Origin of the sequence: Shewanella sp. ECSMB14102, from assembly GCF_000813075.1 — a bacterium.
GTDB classification, from domain to species: domain Bacteria; phylum Pseudomonadota; class Gammaproteobacteria; order Enterobacterales; family Shewanellaceae; genus Shewanella; species Shewanella indica.
This window is the reverse complement of record NZ_JWGX01000029.1, coordinates 1-16,254: the sequence shown is the minus strand read 5'-3', so window position 1 is coordinate 16,254 and position 16,254 is coordinate 1. Positions and strand designations below refer to the sequence as shown.

General features: G+C 54.7%; 16 protein-coding genes. 8 read left to right on the top strand and 8 right to left on the bottom strand.

Going from position 1 to position 16,254, the window contains the following annotated elements:
* Positions 1–25: 25 nt before the first annotated feature.
* Positions 26–547: a DUF3332 domain-containing protein gene (locus RC73_RS10875; protein ID WP_039034665.1), complete on the top strand. Its 522-nt coding sequence runs from the start codon at positions 26–28 to the stop codon at positions 545–547.
* Between the two features lie 148 nt (positions 548–695).
* Here RC73_RS10875 and RC73_RS10870 read toward each other — a convergent pair whose 3' ends face one another.
* The 7 genes from RC73_RS10870 to gmk all read right to left on the bottom strand — a co-directional run bounded on the left by RC73_RS10870 (position 696) and on the right by gmk (position 7,863).
* Positions 696–1,625 carry a calcium/sodium antiporter gene (locus RC73_RS10870; protein ID WP_039034664.1) on the bottom strand — a complete coding sequence of 310 codons (930 nt, stop codon included), beginning with the start codon at positions 1,623–1,625 and terminating at the stop codon, positions 696–698.
* Positions 1,626–1,793: 168 nt separating this feature from the next.
* Positions 1,794–3,449: an AMP-binding protein gene (locus RC73_RS10865; protein WP_039034663.1), complete on the bottom strand. Its 1,656-nt coding sequence runs from the start codon at positions 3,447–3,449 to the stop codon at positions 1,794–1,796.
* A gap of 159 nt (positions 3,450–3,608) precedes the next feature.
* Positions 3,609–4,301 (bottom strand): tRNA (guanosine(18)-2'-O)-methyltransferase TrmH, encoded by a 693-nt coding sequence (trmH, locus tag RC73_RS10860; protein ID WP_039034662.1) that lies wholly within the window; start codon positions 4,299–4,301, stop codon positions 3,609–3,611.
* Between the two features lie 57 nt (positions 4,302–4,358).
* The gene (locus RC73_RS10855; RefSeq protein ID WP_025888534.1) at positions 4,359–4,742 is read right to left on the bottom strand and encodes a RidA family protein; all 384 of its coding nucleotides are present in this window, start codon (positions 4,740–4,742) and stop codon (positions 4,359–4,361) included.
* A gap of 22 nt (positions 4,743–4,764) precedes the next feature.
* Entirely contained in the window at positions 4,765–6,873 is a 2,109-nt protein-coding gene (gene spoT / locus RC73_RS10850) for a bifunctional GTP diphosphokinase/guanosine-3',5'-bis pyrophosphate 3'-pyrophosphohydrolase (RefSeq protein WP_039034661.1), read from the bottom strand.
* Positions 6,874–6,898: 25 nt separating this feature from the next.
* Positions 6,899–7,180, bottom strand: coding sequence for a DNA-directed RNA polymerase subunit omega (gene rpoZ / locus RC73_RS10845; RefSeq protein ID WP_025010112.1), 282 nt, complete (start codon positions 7,178–7,180; stop codon positions 6,899–6,901).
* 59 nt (positions 7,181–7,239) lie between these two features.
* Positions 7,240–7,863: a guanylate kinase gene (gmk, locus tag RC73_RS10840; RefSeq protein WP_039034660.1), complete on the bottom strand. Its 624-nt coding sequence runs from the start codon at positions 7,861–7,863 to the stop codon at positions 7,240–7,242.
* A gap of 223 nt (positions 7,864–8,086) precedes the next feature.
* On the opposite strand from gmk, the gene RC73_RS10835 reads away from it, so the two are divergent.
* The 3 genes from RC73_RS10835 (at position 8,087) to RC73_RS10825 (ending at position 11,489) form a co-directional block, all read left to right on the top strand.
* A complete protein-coding gene (locus tag RC73_RS10835) occupies positions 8,087–9,385 on the top strand; it encodes a hypothetical protein (protein WP_039034659.1) in 1,299 nt (432 codons plus the stop codon).
* A 111-nt stretch (positions 9,386–9,496) separates the two neighbouring features.
* On the top strand, positions 9,497–10,432 hold the full coding sequence (locus RC73_RS10830; protein WP_039034658.1) for an NTP transferase domain-containing protein: 936 nt from the start codon (positions 9,497–9,499) through the stop codon (positions 10,430–10,432).
* A complete protein-coding gene (locus tag RC73_RS10825) occupies positions 10,425–11,489 on the top strand; it encodes a phosphotransferase enzyme family protein (RefSeq protein ID WP_039034657.1) in 1,065 nt (354 codons plus the stop codon). Before RC73_RS10830 ends, RC73_RS10825 begins: the two co-directional genes overlap by 8 nt.
* Before the next feature lie 41 nt (positions 11,490–11,530).
* Here RC73_RS10825 and RC73_RS10820 read toward each other — a convergent pair whose 3' ends face one another.
* The gene (locus RC73_RS10820; RefSeq protein ID WP_235369997.1) at positions 11,531–12,148 is read right to left on the bottom strand and encodes an HNH endonuclease; all 618 of its coding nucleotides are present in this window, start codon (positions 12,146–12,148) and stop codon (positions 11,531–11,533) included.
* Between the two features lie 271 nt (positions 12,149–12,419).
* Here RC73_RS10820 and RC73_RS21380 point away from each other — a divergent pair, with 271 nt between their 5' ends.
* From RC73_RS21380 to RC73_RS10805, 4 genes are all read left to right on the top strand, one after another.
* On the top strand, positions 12,420–12,545 hold the full coding sequence (locus RC73_RS21380) for a hypothetical protein (protein ID WP_258286654.1): 126 nt from the start codon (positions 12,420–12,422) through the stop codon (positions 12,543–12,545).
* 60 nt (positions 12,546–12,605) lie between these two features.
* On the top strand, positions 12,606–13,298 hold the full coding sequence (gene yjjG, locus RC73_RS10815) for a pyrimidine 5'-nucleotidase (protein ID WP_039034655.1): 693 nt from the start codon (positions 12,606–12,608) through the stop codon (positions 13,296–13,298).
* Positions 13,299–13,518: 220 nt separating this feature from the next.
* On the top strand, positions 13,519–15,687 hold the full coding sequence (locus RC73_RS10810) for a TonB-dependent receptor plug domain-containing protein (protein WP_039034654.1): 2,169 nt from the start codon (positions 13,519–13,521) through the stop codon (positions 15,685–15,687).
* A gap of 2 nt (positions 15,688–15,689) precedes the next feature.
* The gene (locus RC73_RS10805) at positions 15,690–16,151 is read left to right on the top strand and encodes a TlpA family protein disulfide reductase (RefSeq protein WP_039034653.1); all 462 of its coding nucleotides are present in this window, start codon (positions 15,690–15,692) and stop codon (positions 16,149–16,151) included.
* The last annotated feature ends 103 nt before the right edge of the window (positions 16,152–16,254 follow it).

Below are 16,254 nucleotides of genomic sequence, written 5' to 3'. Positions count from 1 at the left end.
GTAAACTCTATTTGGGGAAATATTGATGAAGTTGAGTAAAGTCGGTCTTGGGGTCACTGTGTTGATCTGCTCGCAACTGGCGGGTTGTATGGGACAGATGGGGCTTTCAGGCATGTTGACCAAAGGCAATCTGAGTGCGGTGGATAACCGTTACGGCCGCGCCGGTTTGTACCTGTTGCTGGCGCCCGTCTATGGCATTACTGCCGCCGCCGATCTGTTTATTTTCAACAGTATTGAGTTTTGGACCGGCAAGAACCCTATTACCGGCAAGTCACCGGCCTTGGTAGATATGCCGGCCGATGCAGTGTTCAAGATCAATCATAAACTGGACAAGGATCTGACCACTGCCCCGGTAAAACTGAGCCGTGCCAGCATGTCAGCCATAGATGACAATACTTTGGCGATGACGCTGAGCTATGAAGATGGCACCGAGCAGGTAATGCTGGGGCGCAAGCAGGGGGAGATGGTGGACTTCTACCTGGATCAGCAATTCATTGCCAGTGTCAGCATAGCTGAAATGGAGAGTTATGTAGCGGCTCGCTCCTGAGCGCTTTTGGGCTGTTTTGGCCCTTAACTTGATGATATCCCGGGTTTTGATTATTCATTTTTGGTGTCAAAACCCGGGATTTTTTATGCTACTGCGGCTTGGCAATAAAGCTCTTCAGAAGCATTCAATTGTCAGTCCATAATTAGGTTCAGGCGCTGGCGTGGGTGACTAGATAGCCCATATAGCCGCAGTAACCCAGCAATAATATGGCGCCTTCGCGGCGACCGATACGAAATCCGCTCCAGGCAAAGGGCAACACCAACAGTGCCAGGGTTAGCATCACGCTGAAGTCCAGGCTGCTGAAGCCGGCAGAGCTGATGGGGTGCACCAGGGCCGTGACCCCGAGGATCCCCAGCAGGTTAAACAGGTTGGAGCCAACCACATTACCTATGGCGATATCGCTCTGGCCCTTGAGTGCGGCCAAAATCGAGGTCACTAATTCCGGCATGCTGGTGCCTATGGCAATAATGGTCAGGCCGATCACTACTTCGCTGATACCGAAGGTACGGGCCAACTCGACTGCGCCATCGACAAACAGTATGCCGCCGCCCACCAACATGCCGATACCGGCGATGATAAACAGCAGCGACAGTAGAGGGTTCTTGGGGCCTTCAATAGGTTCATCGGTATCTTCGCCCTTGCTGCTGAAATAGCTGAGCAGCAGATAGCCTACCAGTAAGCTGGTCAGCACGGCGCCGTCAATCAGGCTCAGTTCACCGTCGAGTACCAGCAGCCACATCAGAATAGAGGCGCCTATCATCAGTGGAATGTCGCGTCTGACCATCTGTGTCTGAACGCCTATCGGGCGGATCAGTGCGGTCAGGGCCAGGATCAGACCGATATTGGCGATATTGGAGCCCACCACGTTACCCAGAGCAATGCCCGGGCTACCGGCCAGTGCTGACTTAACGCTCACTGCCAGTTCGGGAGCACTGGTACCGAAGGCGACGATCGTCAGGCCGATCACCAGCGGGGCGATTCCCAGACGCAGGGCGATGACGCTGGCGCCGCGAACCAAGGCTTCGGCTCCCAGAGTCAAAATTAAGAAGCCGCCGAGAATAGAGAGTGCAATCAACATTGAAAACCGCTTTTCCTGTCAGTAAGGTGCCATACAGAACGGCACCGATGAATGTATTTGGGCTGCCAGCATAAGGTTTTTCCCCCCGAAGGCAACCCCTTTTTGACAGAATATGTCATAAAAATCCCGGCCGGAGCCGGGATAATCAGATAAATCAGGATAAGGGCTTTAGATTTCGTCTTCCCAGACGACCTTGGCGCCGCGGATGCCTTCCATCCGACTGGCGTATCTGCTCTCCAACACATGGCGCTTGATTTTCAGCGTTGGGGTCAGCACATCGTTTTCTATGGTCCAGGGCTCCTTAACCACCAAAACAGCTTCCACGGTTTCATGGGACTCCAGGTTGGGGTTAACCGCATCCACAGTGGCCTTGAGCGAGGCGCGTACCTCTTCTCTGGCTTGCAACGCCGCCCCTTCAGAGAGTTGCACCAAAGCCACTGGGTGGGGTAGTCCCAGGCCGATGACGCAGATAAGCTCCACATGGGGATCCTGCGCCATCTTACGTTCAATCGGCACTGGCGCCACATACTTGCCCTTGGCGGTCTTGAAGTTATCCTTGACCCGGCCTGTGATGCTGACGCAACCGTCGGCATCTATGGCGCAGAGGTCGCCGGTGAGGAAAAAGCCCTCTTCATCGAAGGCGGCGGCTGTGGCTTCCGGCGCCTTGTAGTATTCACGCATCAATCCCGGGCTCTTCACCAGCAGTTCGCCATTGGCCGCCTGCTTGACTTCGCAGCCGATCACCGGCTTGCCGACAGTGCCTATCTTACTGGCATCGAAGGGGAAGTTGATAATTGAGTAGGCGCAGTTTTCCGTCATGCCCCAGGCTTCGCAGATATCCAACCCTATGTTGTGATACCACTCCACCAGTGACGGAGGTATGGGCGCCGAACCTGAACCTAGCAAACGACACTTATCCAGCCCCAGGCCCTTATGGATCTTGCGTTTGACCAGATGGCTGATGAGGGGGATCTTCAGTAGCAGATTGAGCCTGGCGTAGCCGACCTTATCGATAATGTTCTTTTGGAACAGGGTCCACAGCCGAGGTACCGAGAAGAATACGGTTGGCCGCATTCGCTGCACATCGGCAACAAAACTGTCGAGGCTTTCGACAAAGGCAACGCAAGAGCCGGAATAGAAGGAGGAACCCTCTATCGCCACCCGCTCTGTGATATGAGCCAGCGGCAGGTAGGACAGCAGTCTGTCTTTACCATCTGTCTTGAGATCGCGCACCACGGCATTACAGGTCCAGCCGTAACTGCCGAAGGTTTGGATGGCGCCCTTGGGCTTGCCGGTGGAACCTGAGGTGTAGATCAGCGTCATTACCTGCTCGGCCTCGGGATAAGGGGCATCCACCAGAGGTGTACCGAGATTCAACAGTTGCTGCCAGTGATATTGAGCCGGCATGGTGTCATAAGGCATCGCCAGGCGCAGAATATCACCGCCGACACCGGCTTCCTGATCGGCCCAGTGATCCAGTTTACCCAGTATGATGGCCTTACAGCCACTGTGTTCCAGCACGTAGCGTATGGTATCGGCATTGGCCGTGGGGTAGATGGGCACACTGATATAGCCGCCGTGCATCAGCGCTAGATCGGTAATGAACCACTCGGCGCAGTTTTTCGACAGCACGGCTATCTTGTCGCCGGGTTGCAGCCCCAAGTGACGCAGGCCGCCGCAGAGTTGTTGCACCTTGGCCTGTACCTGACGCCAGGTCAGATCCTGATATTGGCCGTTGATTGGCTGCCTGAGATAGATCTCATCGCCTTGAGTCTCTACCCAGTGGTCGAGCATTTCCACCGGGCTCTTGAATGATGCTTCCATGGGGTGTCCCCTTTACTGTTCTTGTTATCTGCGTAGCTGCAGCTTCCCCCACGGCGGCTGCAACGATCTGATTATCTGTTAGTTTCGCTATGCAGTGGCCAAACCAGTATGGCGACAATTGTGATCTGGTGCAATATTTAATCGGTTGTTTGAAATGCTTCACAGTTCCTGGATGGGTTCACGCATCCGTTGCCACCAGTCGGCAGCGGCGACTATCTGGCCCTGCGCGTCTATGGTCGGGTAGGGAATGCCTTTGCGCCGACAGGCTTTGGCATAAATGGGATGGCCTTGCTCAAACAACATGGTCTGGCAATAGTCATTGTCCAGCTTGCGACTGCCATAGAGGCCGGCCTCTTGCCGCTGACGCTGCGCCTCATACAGTAGCAGCGCCGACGCCACCGAGACATTGAGGGATTGCACCATGCCGACCATGGGGATCACTACCTGCTCGTCGGCGGCGGCCAGGGCTTCGGCGCTGATGCCATCACGTTCATTACCGACAATAAAGGCGGTGGGGCGGCGGTAATCCAGCTCCCGAAAGTCGCGGGCCTGAGGGCCGAAATGGGTGGCGACCAGCTGCATTCCGCGCGCCTTGCAAGCCTTGACTGCCGAGGCAAAGTCATAGTGTTTAATGGTTTTTACCCACTGCTGGCTGCCGGAGGCGGTATTGCCGGACAGGCGCATATCGGCATCGGGCCAGACCGCATGAATTTCGTGGATACCCACAGCATCGGCACTGCGCAGCGCGGCGGAAATATTGTTGCTCTTGTGGACTCTGTCCAGGATCAGGCTCAGATCCGGCTGGCGCATGTCCAGCATTTGGTTGATGCGAGCGAAGCGTTCGGGGCTCATTGGCGGGGGATCCTATATGAAAAAGGGCGCCGTAGCGCCCTGTATTTGGGAGGGAACTCAGAGTTCCATCACACCGTCCATCTCGACCAGAGAACCCTTTGGCAGCTCTTTCACGCCTATGGCGGCGCGGGCCGGGTAAGGCTGGTTGAAGTAACGGCTCATGATTTCGTTGACCGTGGCAAAGTTGCCCAGATCCAGCATATAGATATTCAGTTTGACGATATCGGCCATGGAACCGCCGGCGGCTTCACAGACGGCCTTGAGGTTGTCGAATACCCGTACAACCTGGGTTTCAAAGTCGTCACCGGCCAGTGCCATGGTGGCTGGGTCCAGCGGGATCTGCCCGGACAGGTAGACAGTGCTGCCCACTTTGACTGCCTGGGAGTAGGTGCCGATAGCGGCGGGAGCCTTGTCTGTTGCTATGATGATCTTCTCTGCCATAACGCTCTCTCTTTTTCTGTTATCAACGGTTACGGGATGTACGCAGAACCTCGGGCAGTACCCTGATTCGGCGCATAACATTTGCCATGTGGATCCGGTCGCGAACCGAGATGCGCAGGTTGATCAGATAGACGCGGCCATCGCGCTCTTCGGTGCTGAGATTGTGAATATTGGAGCCTTCGGCGGCAATGATATTGGTGATCTTCGCCAACGCGCCCTGATGGTTGACGATTTCGACCCTCAGGTTGGCCTGGAATTCGACCCCATCGACGGCATCCCATTGCACCGGAATATACTTGTCCGGCTCGCCCTGATAGCCGCGGATGTTGGCGCAGTTTTCCATGTGCACCACCAGGCCCTTGCCTGGGCTTACGTGAGCAATCACGGCATCCCCAGGAATGGGGCGGCAGCAGTTGGCGAAGGTAACCAGCATGCCTTCGGCGCCGCGGATCGGCATCAGCTTGTGCTCATCATGCTGTTTCTGCGGCTCTATCTTGTCGCCCTTGAGGCGTTGGGCTATGACTATGCTCATGGCATTGCCAAGACCTATGTCGGCCAACAGTGATTGCAGATCGGCGTGTTTGGTGTCTTTGACTACCTTGTCTATCTGCGCCGGATCTATCTGTTCCAGCTTGGTTTCGCCCAGCGCATGGTTCAGCAGACGCCTACCCAGGGTGCTGGCTTCGTCCTGCTTGAGGTTCTTGAGCACCTGACGGATTTTGGCGCGGGCCTTGCCGGTAACCACGAAGTTGAGCCAGGCGGCGTTGGGGCGGGCGCCCTTGGCGGTGATGATCTCGACCGTTTGCCCGGAAATCAGCGGCTGACTCAAGGGGTAGGCCTGGCGGTTGACCCGGGCGCCGACACAGGTGTTGCCCACATCTGTGTGTACCTCATAGGCGAAGTCCACTGCGGTGGCGCCTACCGGCAGTTCCAGAATGCGGCCCTCGGGAGTGAATACATAGATCTCTTCCGGGAACAGCTCTGTCTTGACGTTTTCAACAAATTCAAACGAGGTGGAAGCACTCTGCTGCAGTTCCAGCAGGCTTTGCATCCATTTGCGGGCGCGCAGCTGGGTAGTGGTACCCGAGGCGCCGGTCTGGCCACTCTTGTACATCCAGTGGGCCGCAACCCCTTTATCGGCCATCTGGTCCATGTCTTCGGTACGGATCTGAATTTCCACCGGTACCGCATGGGGACCAAACAGCGAGGTATGCAACGACTGATAGCCGTTGGCCTTGGGAATGGCGATATAGTCTTTAAACCTGCCCGGACGCGGCTTGTAGAGGCCGTGCATCACCCCGAGCACCCGATAACAGGTGTCTATGGAGTCCACTATCAAGCGGAAGGCATAGATATCCATCACTTCTTGGAATTGCAGCTCTTTGCTGCGCATCTTGTTGTAGATGGAATAGAGGTTCTTTTCCCTGCCCTTGACCTTACCCTTGATACCCACATCTTCCAGGCGGGTACGAATGGCGGTTTCTATGCTTTGGATCAGTTCCTTGCGGTTACCGCGGGCGGCACGAACCACCTCTTTGAGTACCCGATAGCGCATAGGGTAATAGGCCTGAAAACCGAGATCTTCCAACTCTGTCTTGATATTGTGAATACCCAGACGGTTGGCGATGGGGGCGTAAATTTCCAGGGTTTCGCGGGCAATGCGGCGACGTTTGTCCGGCCGCAGGGCGCCCAGGGTGCGCATATTGTGGGTGCGGTCGGCCAGTTTGATGAGGATCACCCGGATATCCTGGGTCATGGCCATCATCATCTTGCGGAAGTTTTCCGCCTGGGCCTCTTTCTTGTCGCGGAATTTGATCTTGTCGAGCTTGGAGACACCTTCCACCAGTTCCGCCACCGAGGTGCCGAACAGTTCGGCCAGATCCTGATGGGTAACTTGGGTGTCTTCTATGGTGTCGTGCAGCAGGGCGGCCATCAGCGTCTCATGGTCGAGACGCATTTCGGCCAGGATGCGGGCAACCGCAACCGGATGGGTAATATAGGGTTCGCCACTGGTACGCATCTGCCCTTCATGGGCATCACGCGCCACCTGATAGGCCTGCTTGAGTAATTCTACCTGCTCCGGCTCCAGATAACTGGCGGCAGACTCCTTGAGACCTTCAAACAGATACAAGTGGCTGTTCTCCTAAGAATGTGCCTTAGAGTGAAGAGTTACCTTCTGCAATCGCTGCCACGGCAGCAATTTCAGCTGCTTCGCGCTCACGTACGCTCTGACGCTCATCGGCATCCAGAGTCGCTGAGTTAACCAGTCCCTGTTCGATTTCGCGCAGTGCGATAACAGTGGGTTTGTCGTTTTGCTCTTCAACCAAAGGATCTTTACCCTGGACGGCGATCTGACGGGCACGACGCGCCGCAACCATGATCATATCAAAACGGTTGCCGATTTGTTTAACGGCGTCTTCTACAGTAACGCGAGCCATGTGTTGAAACTCCAGTGATTTGAATGGAAAAAATGACGCAAAATTGTACACGAAGGCAATTAATCTGCCAACAGACCCTTAAGCATATCATTGTGAGTATTAATTTGACTAGCACGAGTCAGGCGTTGTGAGCGAATGATTGCGCTCAGATCCCCCAGTGCAGTCTCAAAATCGTCGTTGACTATGATGAAATCATACTCTTTATAGTGCGACATTTCTGATACTGCCTGTGCCATGCGGGAGGCGATGACTTCGCTGCTGTCCTGACCGCGACCGGTCAGACGGCGCTCCAGCTCTTCGCGGGACGGTGGCAGAATAAAGATGCCGATGGCCTCGGGCATCAGTTTCTTCACTTGCTGGGCACCCTGCCAGTCGATATCCAGGAACACATCTATGCCCCGTTCAAGCGTTTCTTCAATGACCTTGCGGGAAGTGCCATAAAAGTTACCGAAGACTTCGGCCCACTCGAAGAAGGCTTCTTCGGCAATCAGCGCCTTGAACTCCTCCACCGACACATAATGATAGTGCTGGCCGTTAACCTCTCCCGGGCGGGGCTGGCGGGTGGTGTGCGATACGGAAACTTGTTTGTCGGCCGGTTTATTGGCCAGCAGGGCTGCAATCAGTGACGATTTGCCCGCTCCACTGGGGGCCGAGACAATAAAGAGGTTTCCGCGTGCGCTCATAATATTTGGGTTCCAAGTCTTTGGTTGCAAAAAATCGGTGATTAATGAGGGAAGCTACGAACTCTGGTCTGCCGTTATTCTGGATTGAACAGGAGTTCAAGGCAGCTTCCTTAAGGGCAGCTATTATATAGGCAGGCAACGCTGCCATGCCAGTGGCGCTGACAATTGCCATCAAATTCGTTAGTCTGCCATCAATAAGTCGGCCGATTTTTTAAGGGGTTCTGTGCTGTATAAATCGCTCATCTGTATTCAGGGTTACGACAATGGTCTGCGACATGCGGCCATCAGTGGCGCCGTTTATTTTTTACTACTCGTGTTGGGGCTACTTTCCGGTGGCGGTAGTTTCATCTGGTTACCCGGGATTTTGCTGGCACCGGTATTACTGCTCAGTTGTCGTCGTCGCCTGGGTGACGGTGGCCTTAATCCCTGGTTGTCACTGATAGCTCTGCTGCCTTGGCTTATTCTGTTGTTGACCTTAGGTAGCGGCCAGGAAGGCAGTTACCTGATAGGAGCCCTGGTACTGGCTTTGGCGCTGCATACAGGTTTGGCACTGTTGCCTGGAGGGAATCGCGGCCGCGGCGCCCGCAGCCAGCGAGACTATGTGCAGGGATACTGTGGCCCTGTGCCTTTGAGCGCTGAGCGCAAAAACAAGATAAGAAGGGTCGAGCCAACCCTGGGCGGCGCTTCAGTTCTTGAACCTGAGCCTGAACTTGCGCCTGGGTATGCTGCCGAGCGCGGCGCTGCTGAGTATAACGCCGTCCATGACCTCAGTCATGATGCCATCTCCTATGGACCTGGGCGCAGCCGTTATTTCGACTCGGCGCCGAGTGATGGCGATACCTCCGAGATAAATACAGAGCCTGGCTGGCATACAGATAAGCAAGCCCGGCATAAGGTCAATAGCGCTGAGTCTGGGTTTGATGATGAGGTAGACCGCACCGGCTCTTTGTCGGTATTGCTGCTCTCCTGGCGCGATGCCGTAATGCAACTTTGGCAGCGGCTTGGCGGCTTTTCGGCCGCCCAGAGTAAGGGCTTTGCCATAGCCGCTCTGGTCACAGCGCTACTTGGCTTGGGATTGATCATATGGCTGCTGTGGCCCCAGGCTGAGCCTAATGACGCATCAGGCCGTGATGAGACGACAGAGATTGTGGCCGAAACCTCCGACAGGGTGACAGTGCGCCTGCCGGACAGCTTCAGTCTATCGCTCGATGGTGACTTGCTGCGTATGAGCTGGCTTGGTGATACTGACGCCCCAGGCCCCTTGTGGGATCTGGCTACCGCCAAGGGCGATCGCCGCTGCGCCGAGCTGGTGTTTAACAATGGCACTGGCTACCGTCCCATGTCGGTCGTTATCGGCGATAACGGCAAGGTAGAAGCGGCCTTCAGCCCTCTGGACAGTCAGGTGATTGTTCAGGATATGGCGCGGCGGGGCTCGGTTAAGCTCTGCGGTTATGACTTCAGCCTCAAGGGCAGTCAGGCGGCATTGGGTTCTGTTCCGGCCTTTCGGCAGTTTATTGAATAGGGTGTATATTGGCGTACGGTTAACCACAGCTTTGATTCATCAGAGCTGTGATTCTGTTATACTGCCTCGCTTCTTTCGGCTCGGCTTTCTTCGCGGCATATTCGACAGTTTATGGATACAAAATTAACTCTGGTGATTATGGCCGCCGGGCTGGGAAGCCGTTTTGGCGGTGATAAACAGTTGGCGGCATTGGGGCCCAATGGGGAAACCATGCTGCAATTGGCGTTACGCTCGGCCATCAAGGCCGGGTTTGCCCGTGCGGTGCTGGTTATCCGTCCTGAGCTTGAAAGCGAGATCCGTCGCCAGTTAAGCGACTTCCTGCCTTCCGGGTTTGAGTGGCATCTTTGTTATCAGACGCTGGACGATCTGCCACAGCCGGTATCGGCAAGGCAGACAGGGGATATCACAAAGCGCCACAGTAACAGGCAAAAACCCTGGGGCACGGCGCATGCCCTCTGGAGTGCCAGGCATCTGGTCGATGGCCCCATGGCAGTGATCACCGCAGATGATTATTATGGCGATCATGCCTTTGTGCAGTTGGCCGAAGGGCTTAGGCAATATCCCAATGAATGGATGATGGTGGCCTGGCCGCTGGGACTGACCTTGTCCGAGCATGGCGGGGTGAATCGTGGCCTGTGTGAGGTCAATGGGAAGGGTTACCTGACTTCGGTGCAGGAGTGGCTCGATATTCGTCCAGGCACCCATGGCCTTGAGGGAGAGCTTCAGGGTGAACGCCGGCCGATAGTCGCCGATGCCTTGGTATCCATGACCTGCTGGGGCTTTTCGGCGAATATATTTACCGCACTGGAGCAAGGGCTCAGACGCTTTTTGGCAACCCATGGTGATGACCTTAAAGCCGAGTGTTATCTGCCTGCGATAGTGCAAAATGCAATTGAGCAGCCAGACCTAGAGCCGTGTCAGCAACAGCAAAACCTTGCCACCCGCAGTGTCAGGGTGGAAACCGCCCGCGAGGCCTGGTTGGGAGTGACATATCCCCAGGATGCCGCCCGGGTGAAACAGCAATTACAGGAGTTAATGGGTGCTTGAACTTATTCGGCAGCAGGTGCTGCCTCATTTCGGGATCCCTGACAATGCCAAAATCAGCCCGCTGGGTAATGGTCATATCAACGACACCTTTCTGATCCGCAGCTCCGATGATGAACTTGTGCTGCAAAAGATCAACACTCAAGTATTCCGTGCGCCCAAGGCCTTGGTTAACAATGCAGCCAAGGTCAGCGAGCATTTGAGTCAGTGTGCTGCTGAAGGCGGCTATCAACTGCAGCTGATAAGGCCTGTGATGACCCGCGAGCAGCAGTTGGCGGTGGATCTCGGTGAACAGGGATTCTGGCGCGCCATCAGTTATCTGCCTTTCAGTCAGAGCATCGAAGTGGTGCGCTCTGAGGCCGAGGCCGAACAGGCGGCGCGTGCCTTTGGCCATTTCGCGCGCGCCCTGAGCCAAGTAGACCCCCATGAACTGGAAGATGTGATCCCCAAGTTTCATCATCTGCCAGGCAGAATCGAAGCGCTTTCCAAGGCGGTTGCCGAGGACCCGCTTGGGCGCCTGCAGCACTGTCGGCAGTGGGCCGAGTTGGCCTTGTCCCAGCAATCGCTGCTTGCGGAGCTTGAAGATACCTGTGCCGGTTTGCCGCTGCGGATTTGCCACAACGACACCAAGATCAACAATATGCTGTTCGACAAGCGTGATATGTCCAGCATGGCCATCATAGATCTCGACACCTGCATGAAGGGTTTCCTGATGTATGACTTCGGCGACATGGTGCGCACCTTCTGCTCGCCCGAGGCCGAAGACTCCACCGCACTCGATAAGGTCAGAGTCAGGCCCGAAGTGTTTGCCGCCATCTGCCGGGGTTACCTGGCAGAGCTGGGCGAGGTGTTGACGCCACTGGAGCGCCAGAGTCTATGGCTGGGCGCCAGAGTCATTTGTCTTATGATAGGTGTGCGTTTCCTTACCGACTATCTGTTGGGGGATAAGTATTTTCATATCCATCGCGAAGGTCACAACCTGGACAGAGCCGCCAACCAGTTCACCCTCTATCTCAGCTTATTGCAGCAGAGCGAGGCCCTAGAGGCGTGCTTGGTTTGAGCATCTCGCCGTCTCTGAAAAGGGGCGGTGAGAGGTCTCCTTTACGATATTGTCTGGAAAATCTGCTGGCGATGCAGGGCTAGATATTCTTCTGCCGGGGCAAACTTGTTTGGTAGACGAATCGGCTGGTTTTCAAAGCGCTCAAAACTGTCACTCAAATATCGATTTTTTTTCGTCAGGAGTTTAGGGGATAGCAGCAACTCCAGATGGGAATTCAAGGTGATCAAGCCTTTGTCAAAAGCGGCGTCATGCAAGCTGGAAAGACACAGGCCGTTACAGGGGTTGAGACGTTGGTTAGGCTCTTGGCTCCAAGGCACTATATGGCTGGCAATCAGTAACTCTGGAATGTCTAATCCTGTTATGCAACAGCGAAAATCATAGGCACTCAAAACCGAGCTTCTAAATACTTGTTGGCCGACTCTGGTCTTAGTCAGCGTCTCTCTTTCCCTACCGTGAAAATCGTCAGTCCCTGCGGACTTTACATTTTGTGGCTCAGAGGATTGTGTTAACTGCAGGTGGGCAGCATAAGCTTTGAGATAGAAGGTTTCCCAGTCCTGGGTCATCTCTTGCCACATGGTTTTGTCGGCTCTAGAAGCACCAGGGAGTCCCCTGCGACCTGTAGAGGTGATGCTGGGGTCACAGCTGGCAATATTAGCCATCTTCATCGATAGCGATGAGGCCGACCTTTGCATGAGTTCGGCTATCTGGATTATTTCTGGGTTACGCTGGCTTATTCTGCCAAAGGGAGTGTGGCTATAAAGATAAAAAGCCACCAGTAGTTCATCCCGATCCCACCTACGTTGATTTGCCATAAGCCCTCCTAGAGACGCTGCCAGTATGGATATTATTCCTTTTAAATCAAATGGAAAATTTTCGGTTATTTATTCGTGTTCCCACCTATGCATTCGCTTTTGCTGCAAAAAATCTATCATGGTGCAGACCTTGGGCGGTGTGATACTGCAGCGCCTGGCGACCAAGGTGCAAAACCGCCTGGCGGCAGCGGGTTGGACGCCGCCGACACCAGAGCGTAAAATCCGCAGCTTGTGTCCTGCATAACACTGTGTTTTCGGGTTATGGTTTTGGGTTTAAAGAAGAATGGAGAAACAGGAGAGAAGCATGCCGTACTCTAACAGTCAGGCTTATCAGTGGGTATTGTTCGATGCCGATGAAACCCTGTTTCAGTTCGATGCGCCGCGGGGGCTCAAGCTGATGTTCTCCCGTCATGGGGTGGATTTCAGCGATGCCGACTATGCCGAGTATCAGCAAACCAATATGCCGCTGTGGGTGGCCTATCAGGACGGCAAGATTAGCGCCAGCGAGTTGCAACTGACCCGTTTCAGCCATTGGGCCAAACGTCTCGGGCGCACACCTTTTGAACTCAACAGCGCCTTTATGACGGCAATGGCCGATATCTGTGAGCCGCTTCCCGGTGCTGCCGAGCTGCTTGATAGCCTCAAGGGCCGTGCCAGGTTGGGGATTATCACCAATGGTTTTACCGAGCTGCAGCAGGTGCGGTTGCAAAAGACCGGCTTTGCCGAACACTTTGATCTGTTGGTGATTTCAGAAGAGGTTGGTCTGGCCAAGCCGGATCCGGGTATTTTCGAGCATGCGCTGACCAAGATGCAGCAACCCGAGCGTAAGCGGGTATTGATGGTGGGTGACAACCCTCATTCGGATATTCTTGGTGGCCTTAAGGCCGGTCTGGATACCTGTTGGCTCAATGTGAAAGGCGAGGCGGCTCCCGAAGGGATAACGCCTCATATCGAGGTACGTTCATTGAGTGAACTGCAAAAACAGTTATGTAATTGATCGCAGCTTCTACTACAAGATTGTCAAATCGAAGGCCCGCCACTATGCGGGCCTTGCGCATTTCTGCGTAGCCGATAAAACCGCCGCCCGCCAGTTACTACTTTTAAGGGGTGTAGATACACCTTTAAAACGACTGTTAAAAAACATGATCTTCATCAAGTGATAATCATTATCATTCGTATAATATTACGCAACTTTGTTGATTTTGGGAGATATCTGAGTGAAACCGACTTATCTGGCAGTTGTATTGGCGGCCCTGTTGAGCCCGCATTTGATGGCGGCAGAAGCAGAAAAAACGCAGGAGCCGGCAGCGGAAAACATAGAGCGCTTGAGTGTGGTAGGGGTTAGGCAGCGGCTGGAGCAAGCCGGCACTTTGGCCAACACTATAATGAAGACGGAAGTCGTTGACGCCAGCATCATAGAAAACAAGAATGCCGTTAATTTGTCGGAAGCCATAGATAACTCTCCCGGGGTAAAAGTCTCCAACGAATGCTCCATGTGCGGTGTAAAACGCATCATGCTCAACGGCATGAAAGGGGAACAGACCACGATTCTGGTGGATGGTTTGCCGGTGCATACCATGATTTCCGGTTATTACGCCGTCGATGCCATTCCCACAACCGGGATTGAACGCATCGAAGTGGCCCGCGGCGCCGGTGCTTCACTGATCGCCCCGGAGGCGATCGGCGGTACTATCAATATTATCAGTTATGAGCCCACCGAAAACGGCGCCGAGTTGGATGTCGCCGCAGGTGAAAACGGTTATCGCAAAGTGGGCTTTCTCGGCAAGGGCGTCAGTGAAGACGGCCGCACCCGGGCAACGCTGGTGGCTCAGTATGACGACAGAGATCAGTTCGACGCCGATGACAACAAGGTCAACGAGGCGCCACTGCAGGAAAACCGCAGCGTAACCGCCAGAATTTCCCAGGATATCGGCGACTTTGATAATCTGGTGCTGCGCATGGCCAATATCCAGTCGGAGATCTTCGGTGGCCCCATGCTGGGCAGCAGCTTTGCCGATGGCACTGCCTCCAGCATAGGCAATGTACTCTCAGGTTTTGATGATAAGCCCAGTGAGCCGCAACAGCTGTTTGAAGATGGTGATATCCGTAATCCCTATACCGGCAAGGCCTGGGAAACTACCGAATGGATCAAGACAGAGCGTAACGAGGCATCGCTGGCCTGGCTGAAGGAATTCAACGACGACTGGAACATGCACCTGGCGGTAAGCTATGCCGAGCACAAACAGGACTCCTTCTACGAAGGGTTTGACTATACCGCCGATGACAAGATGTGGTTCTTCGACGCCAGATTCAACTACCTGCTTAACGACAGCCATCTGTTGACCTTTGGTGCCGATCTGCGTACCGAAGAGATGCGCTCTCACTCCCGCGCCGGCAGCGCCAACCCTGACTATGTCTCCGACTCTTTTGACTATGATGTCAAGGGCCTGTACCTGCAGGATACCTGGCAGGTGACCGATGACCTCGAAGTTGCCATGGCACTGCGTTATGACAGCATCACTGCCGACTTTACCGACCCCAGTAAACCGGGCACAGAGCTGGATGAGTCGATACTCTCGCCCAGAGTCGATATTCGCCTGCGTCATAATGAGCTGTGGACCTCGCGTCTGTCTGCCGGTCGTGGCTATCGGGCACCGCTGTCTTTCTTCGAGACTGATCACGGCATTCTGGATGGTTCACTGGGGTTTGATATCGACATCGATGAACTGGAGCGTTCCAACTCGGTGAACTATGCCCTGAGCTACGAAGGTGACAGACTCACCTCCACCGCCTCTGTGGCCTGGACCGAAGTCGAGCATCTGGCGGCGTTGACCACCAACGACCAAGGGATCCCATTGCTGACCCAGTTGGATGAGAAGGCCAGTGTGGTGACCACAGACATCGCTCTGGGTTATCGTCTGACCGATGACCTGACGGTAAACCTTACCGGCGAGCACTTCGACTATGATTCGGTATTCAAGTCTTCCTATGCCGTGGCACCTATCGAGGAGCGAGTGACCCTGAGCGTGGATTGGGATGTCAACGATTGGGAATTTTTCGCCAACCTGGTGTGGATTGGCAGCCGCGATCTGTCGCAGTATGGCTATGAAGGTTATAACCGCCTGGATGCCAACGGTAAGGTGGATCCCGACTCGAAGAAACGTACTGATGCGCCGTCCTACTTTACCCTGGACTTGCGTGCCAGCTATCAGTTCAACGACAACCTGTCTTTCTATACCGGGGTCAGCAACCTGTTTGACTACACCCAGGCCGGTGACGAAGAAAGCCCCTTGTTCTATGACGCCGAAGGCGCCTTCGATGTGGGTTACATCTATGGCCCGCTGCGTGGCAGAGAGATCTATGCCGGCATGAAACTGGTGTTCTGATTATGAAGCGCCTGGCCCTGGGATTATTGCTGCTGTGTGCCATGCCGTTACAGGCCTCACAGCTGACTCGTGACTATCAGTTTCAGCCCCTTCGCGGGCAGGAACAACAGACGCTGGCACATCTCGAGGGCCAGAGTGCTGTGCTGATGTTCTTTGAGCCCGAGTGCCCCTGGTGTGTCAAGCAGGCGGCGGTGCTGAAAAAGTTACATCAGCAGTGCCCAGGTCATCTGCAGCCGGTGGCGCTCGGCGTCAATGGTAATCAACTGGCCCTGAAACGGGCGCTGTTTCGCCTCAACTTTCCGTTTGAGGCCTATAGAGCGCCAATGGAGTTGGTCAGAGACATGGGCGGCATTCCGGCAACCCCTATCTTGTTGCTGCTGGACAGCAAGGGCAGGTTAATTAAGGGCTATCGTGGTTTGACCGGGGAAGCCGAACTGCAGGCGCAGCTCTGCCCGGCGGCCTGAGTGAGCCAAATTCAAACCTGAACCCATCGAAATAAAAATGCCCGGCATCGAGCCCAACGTAGATCAGATAAGGATCGGTTGACCGATCCTCCTGATGAGAGAC

Coding starts and splice junctions, on each gene's coding strand:
- RC73_RS10875 (WP_039034665.1), top strand. CDS start 26: ATGAAGTTGAGTAAAGTCGGTCTTGGGGTCACTGTGTTGATCTGCTCG.
- RC73_RS10865 (WP_039034663.1), bottom strand. CDS start 3,449: ATGGAAGCATCATTCAAGAGCCCGGTGGAAATGCTCGACCACTGGGTA.
- RC73_RS21380 (WP_258286654.1), top strand. CDS start 12,420: ATGGTGCAGACCTTGGGCGGTGTGATACTGCAGCGCCTGGCGACCAAG.
- RC73_RS10870 (WP_039034664.1), bottom strand. CDS start 1,625: ATGTTGATTGCACTCTCTATTCTCGGCGGCTTCTTAATTTTGACTCTG.
- yjjG (WP_039034655.1), top strand. CDS start 12,606: ATGCCGTACTCTAACAGTCAGGCTTATCAGTGGGTATTGTTCGATGCC.
- rpoZ (WP_025010112.1), bottom strand. CDS start 7,180: ATGGCTCGCGTTACTGTAGAAGACGCCGTTAAACAAATCGGCAACCGT.
- RC73_RS10805 (WP_039034653.1), top strand. CDS start 15,690: ATGAAGCGCCTGGCCCTGGGATTATTGCTGCTGTGTGCCATGCCGTTA.
- RC73_RS10820 (WP_235369997.1), bottom strand. CDS start 12,148: ATGGCTAATATTGCCAGCTGTGACCCCAGCATCACCTCTACAGGTCGC.
- RC73_RS10830 (WP_039034658.1), top strand. CDS start 9,497: ATGGATACAAAATTAACTCTGGTGATTATGGCCGCCGGGCTGGGAAGC.
- gmk (WP_039034660.1), bottom strand. CDS start 7,863: ATGAGCGCACGCGGAAACCTCTTTATTGTCTCGGCCCCCAGTGGAGCG.
- trmH (WP_039034662.1), bottom strand. CDS start 4,301: ATGAGCCCCGAACGCTTCGCTCGCATCAACCAAATGCTGGACATGCGC.
- RC73_RS10855 (WP_025888534.1), bottom strand. CDS start 4,742: ATGGCAGAGAAGATCATCATAGCAACAGACAAGGCTCCCGCCGCTATC.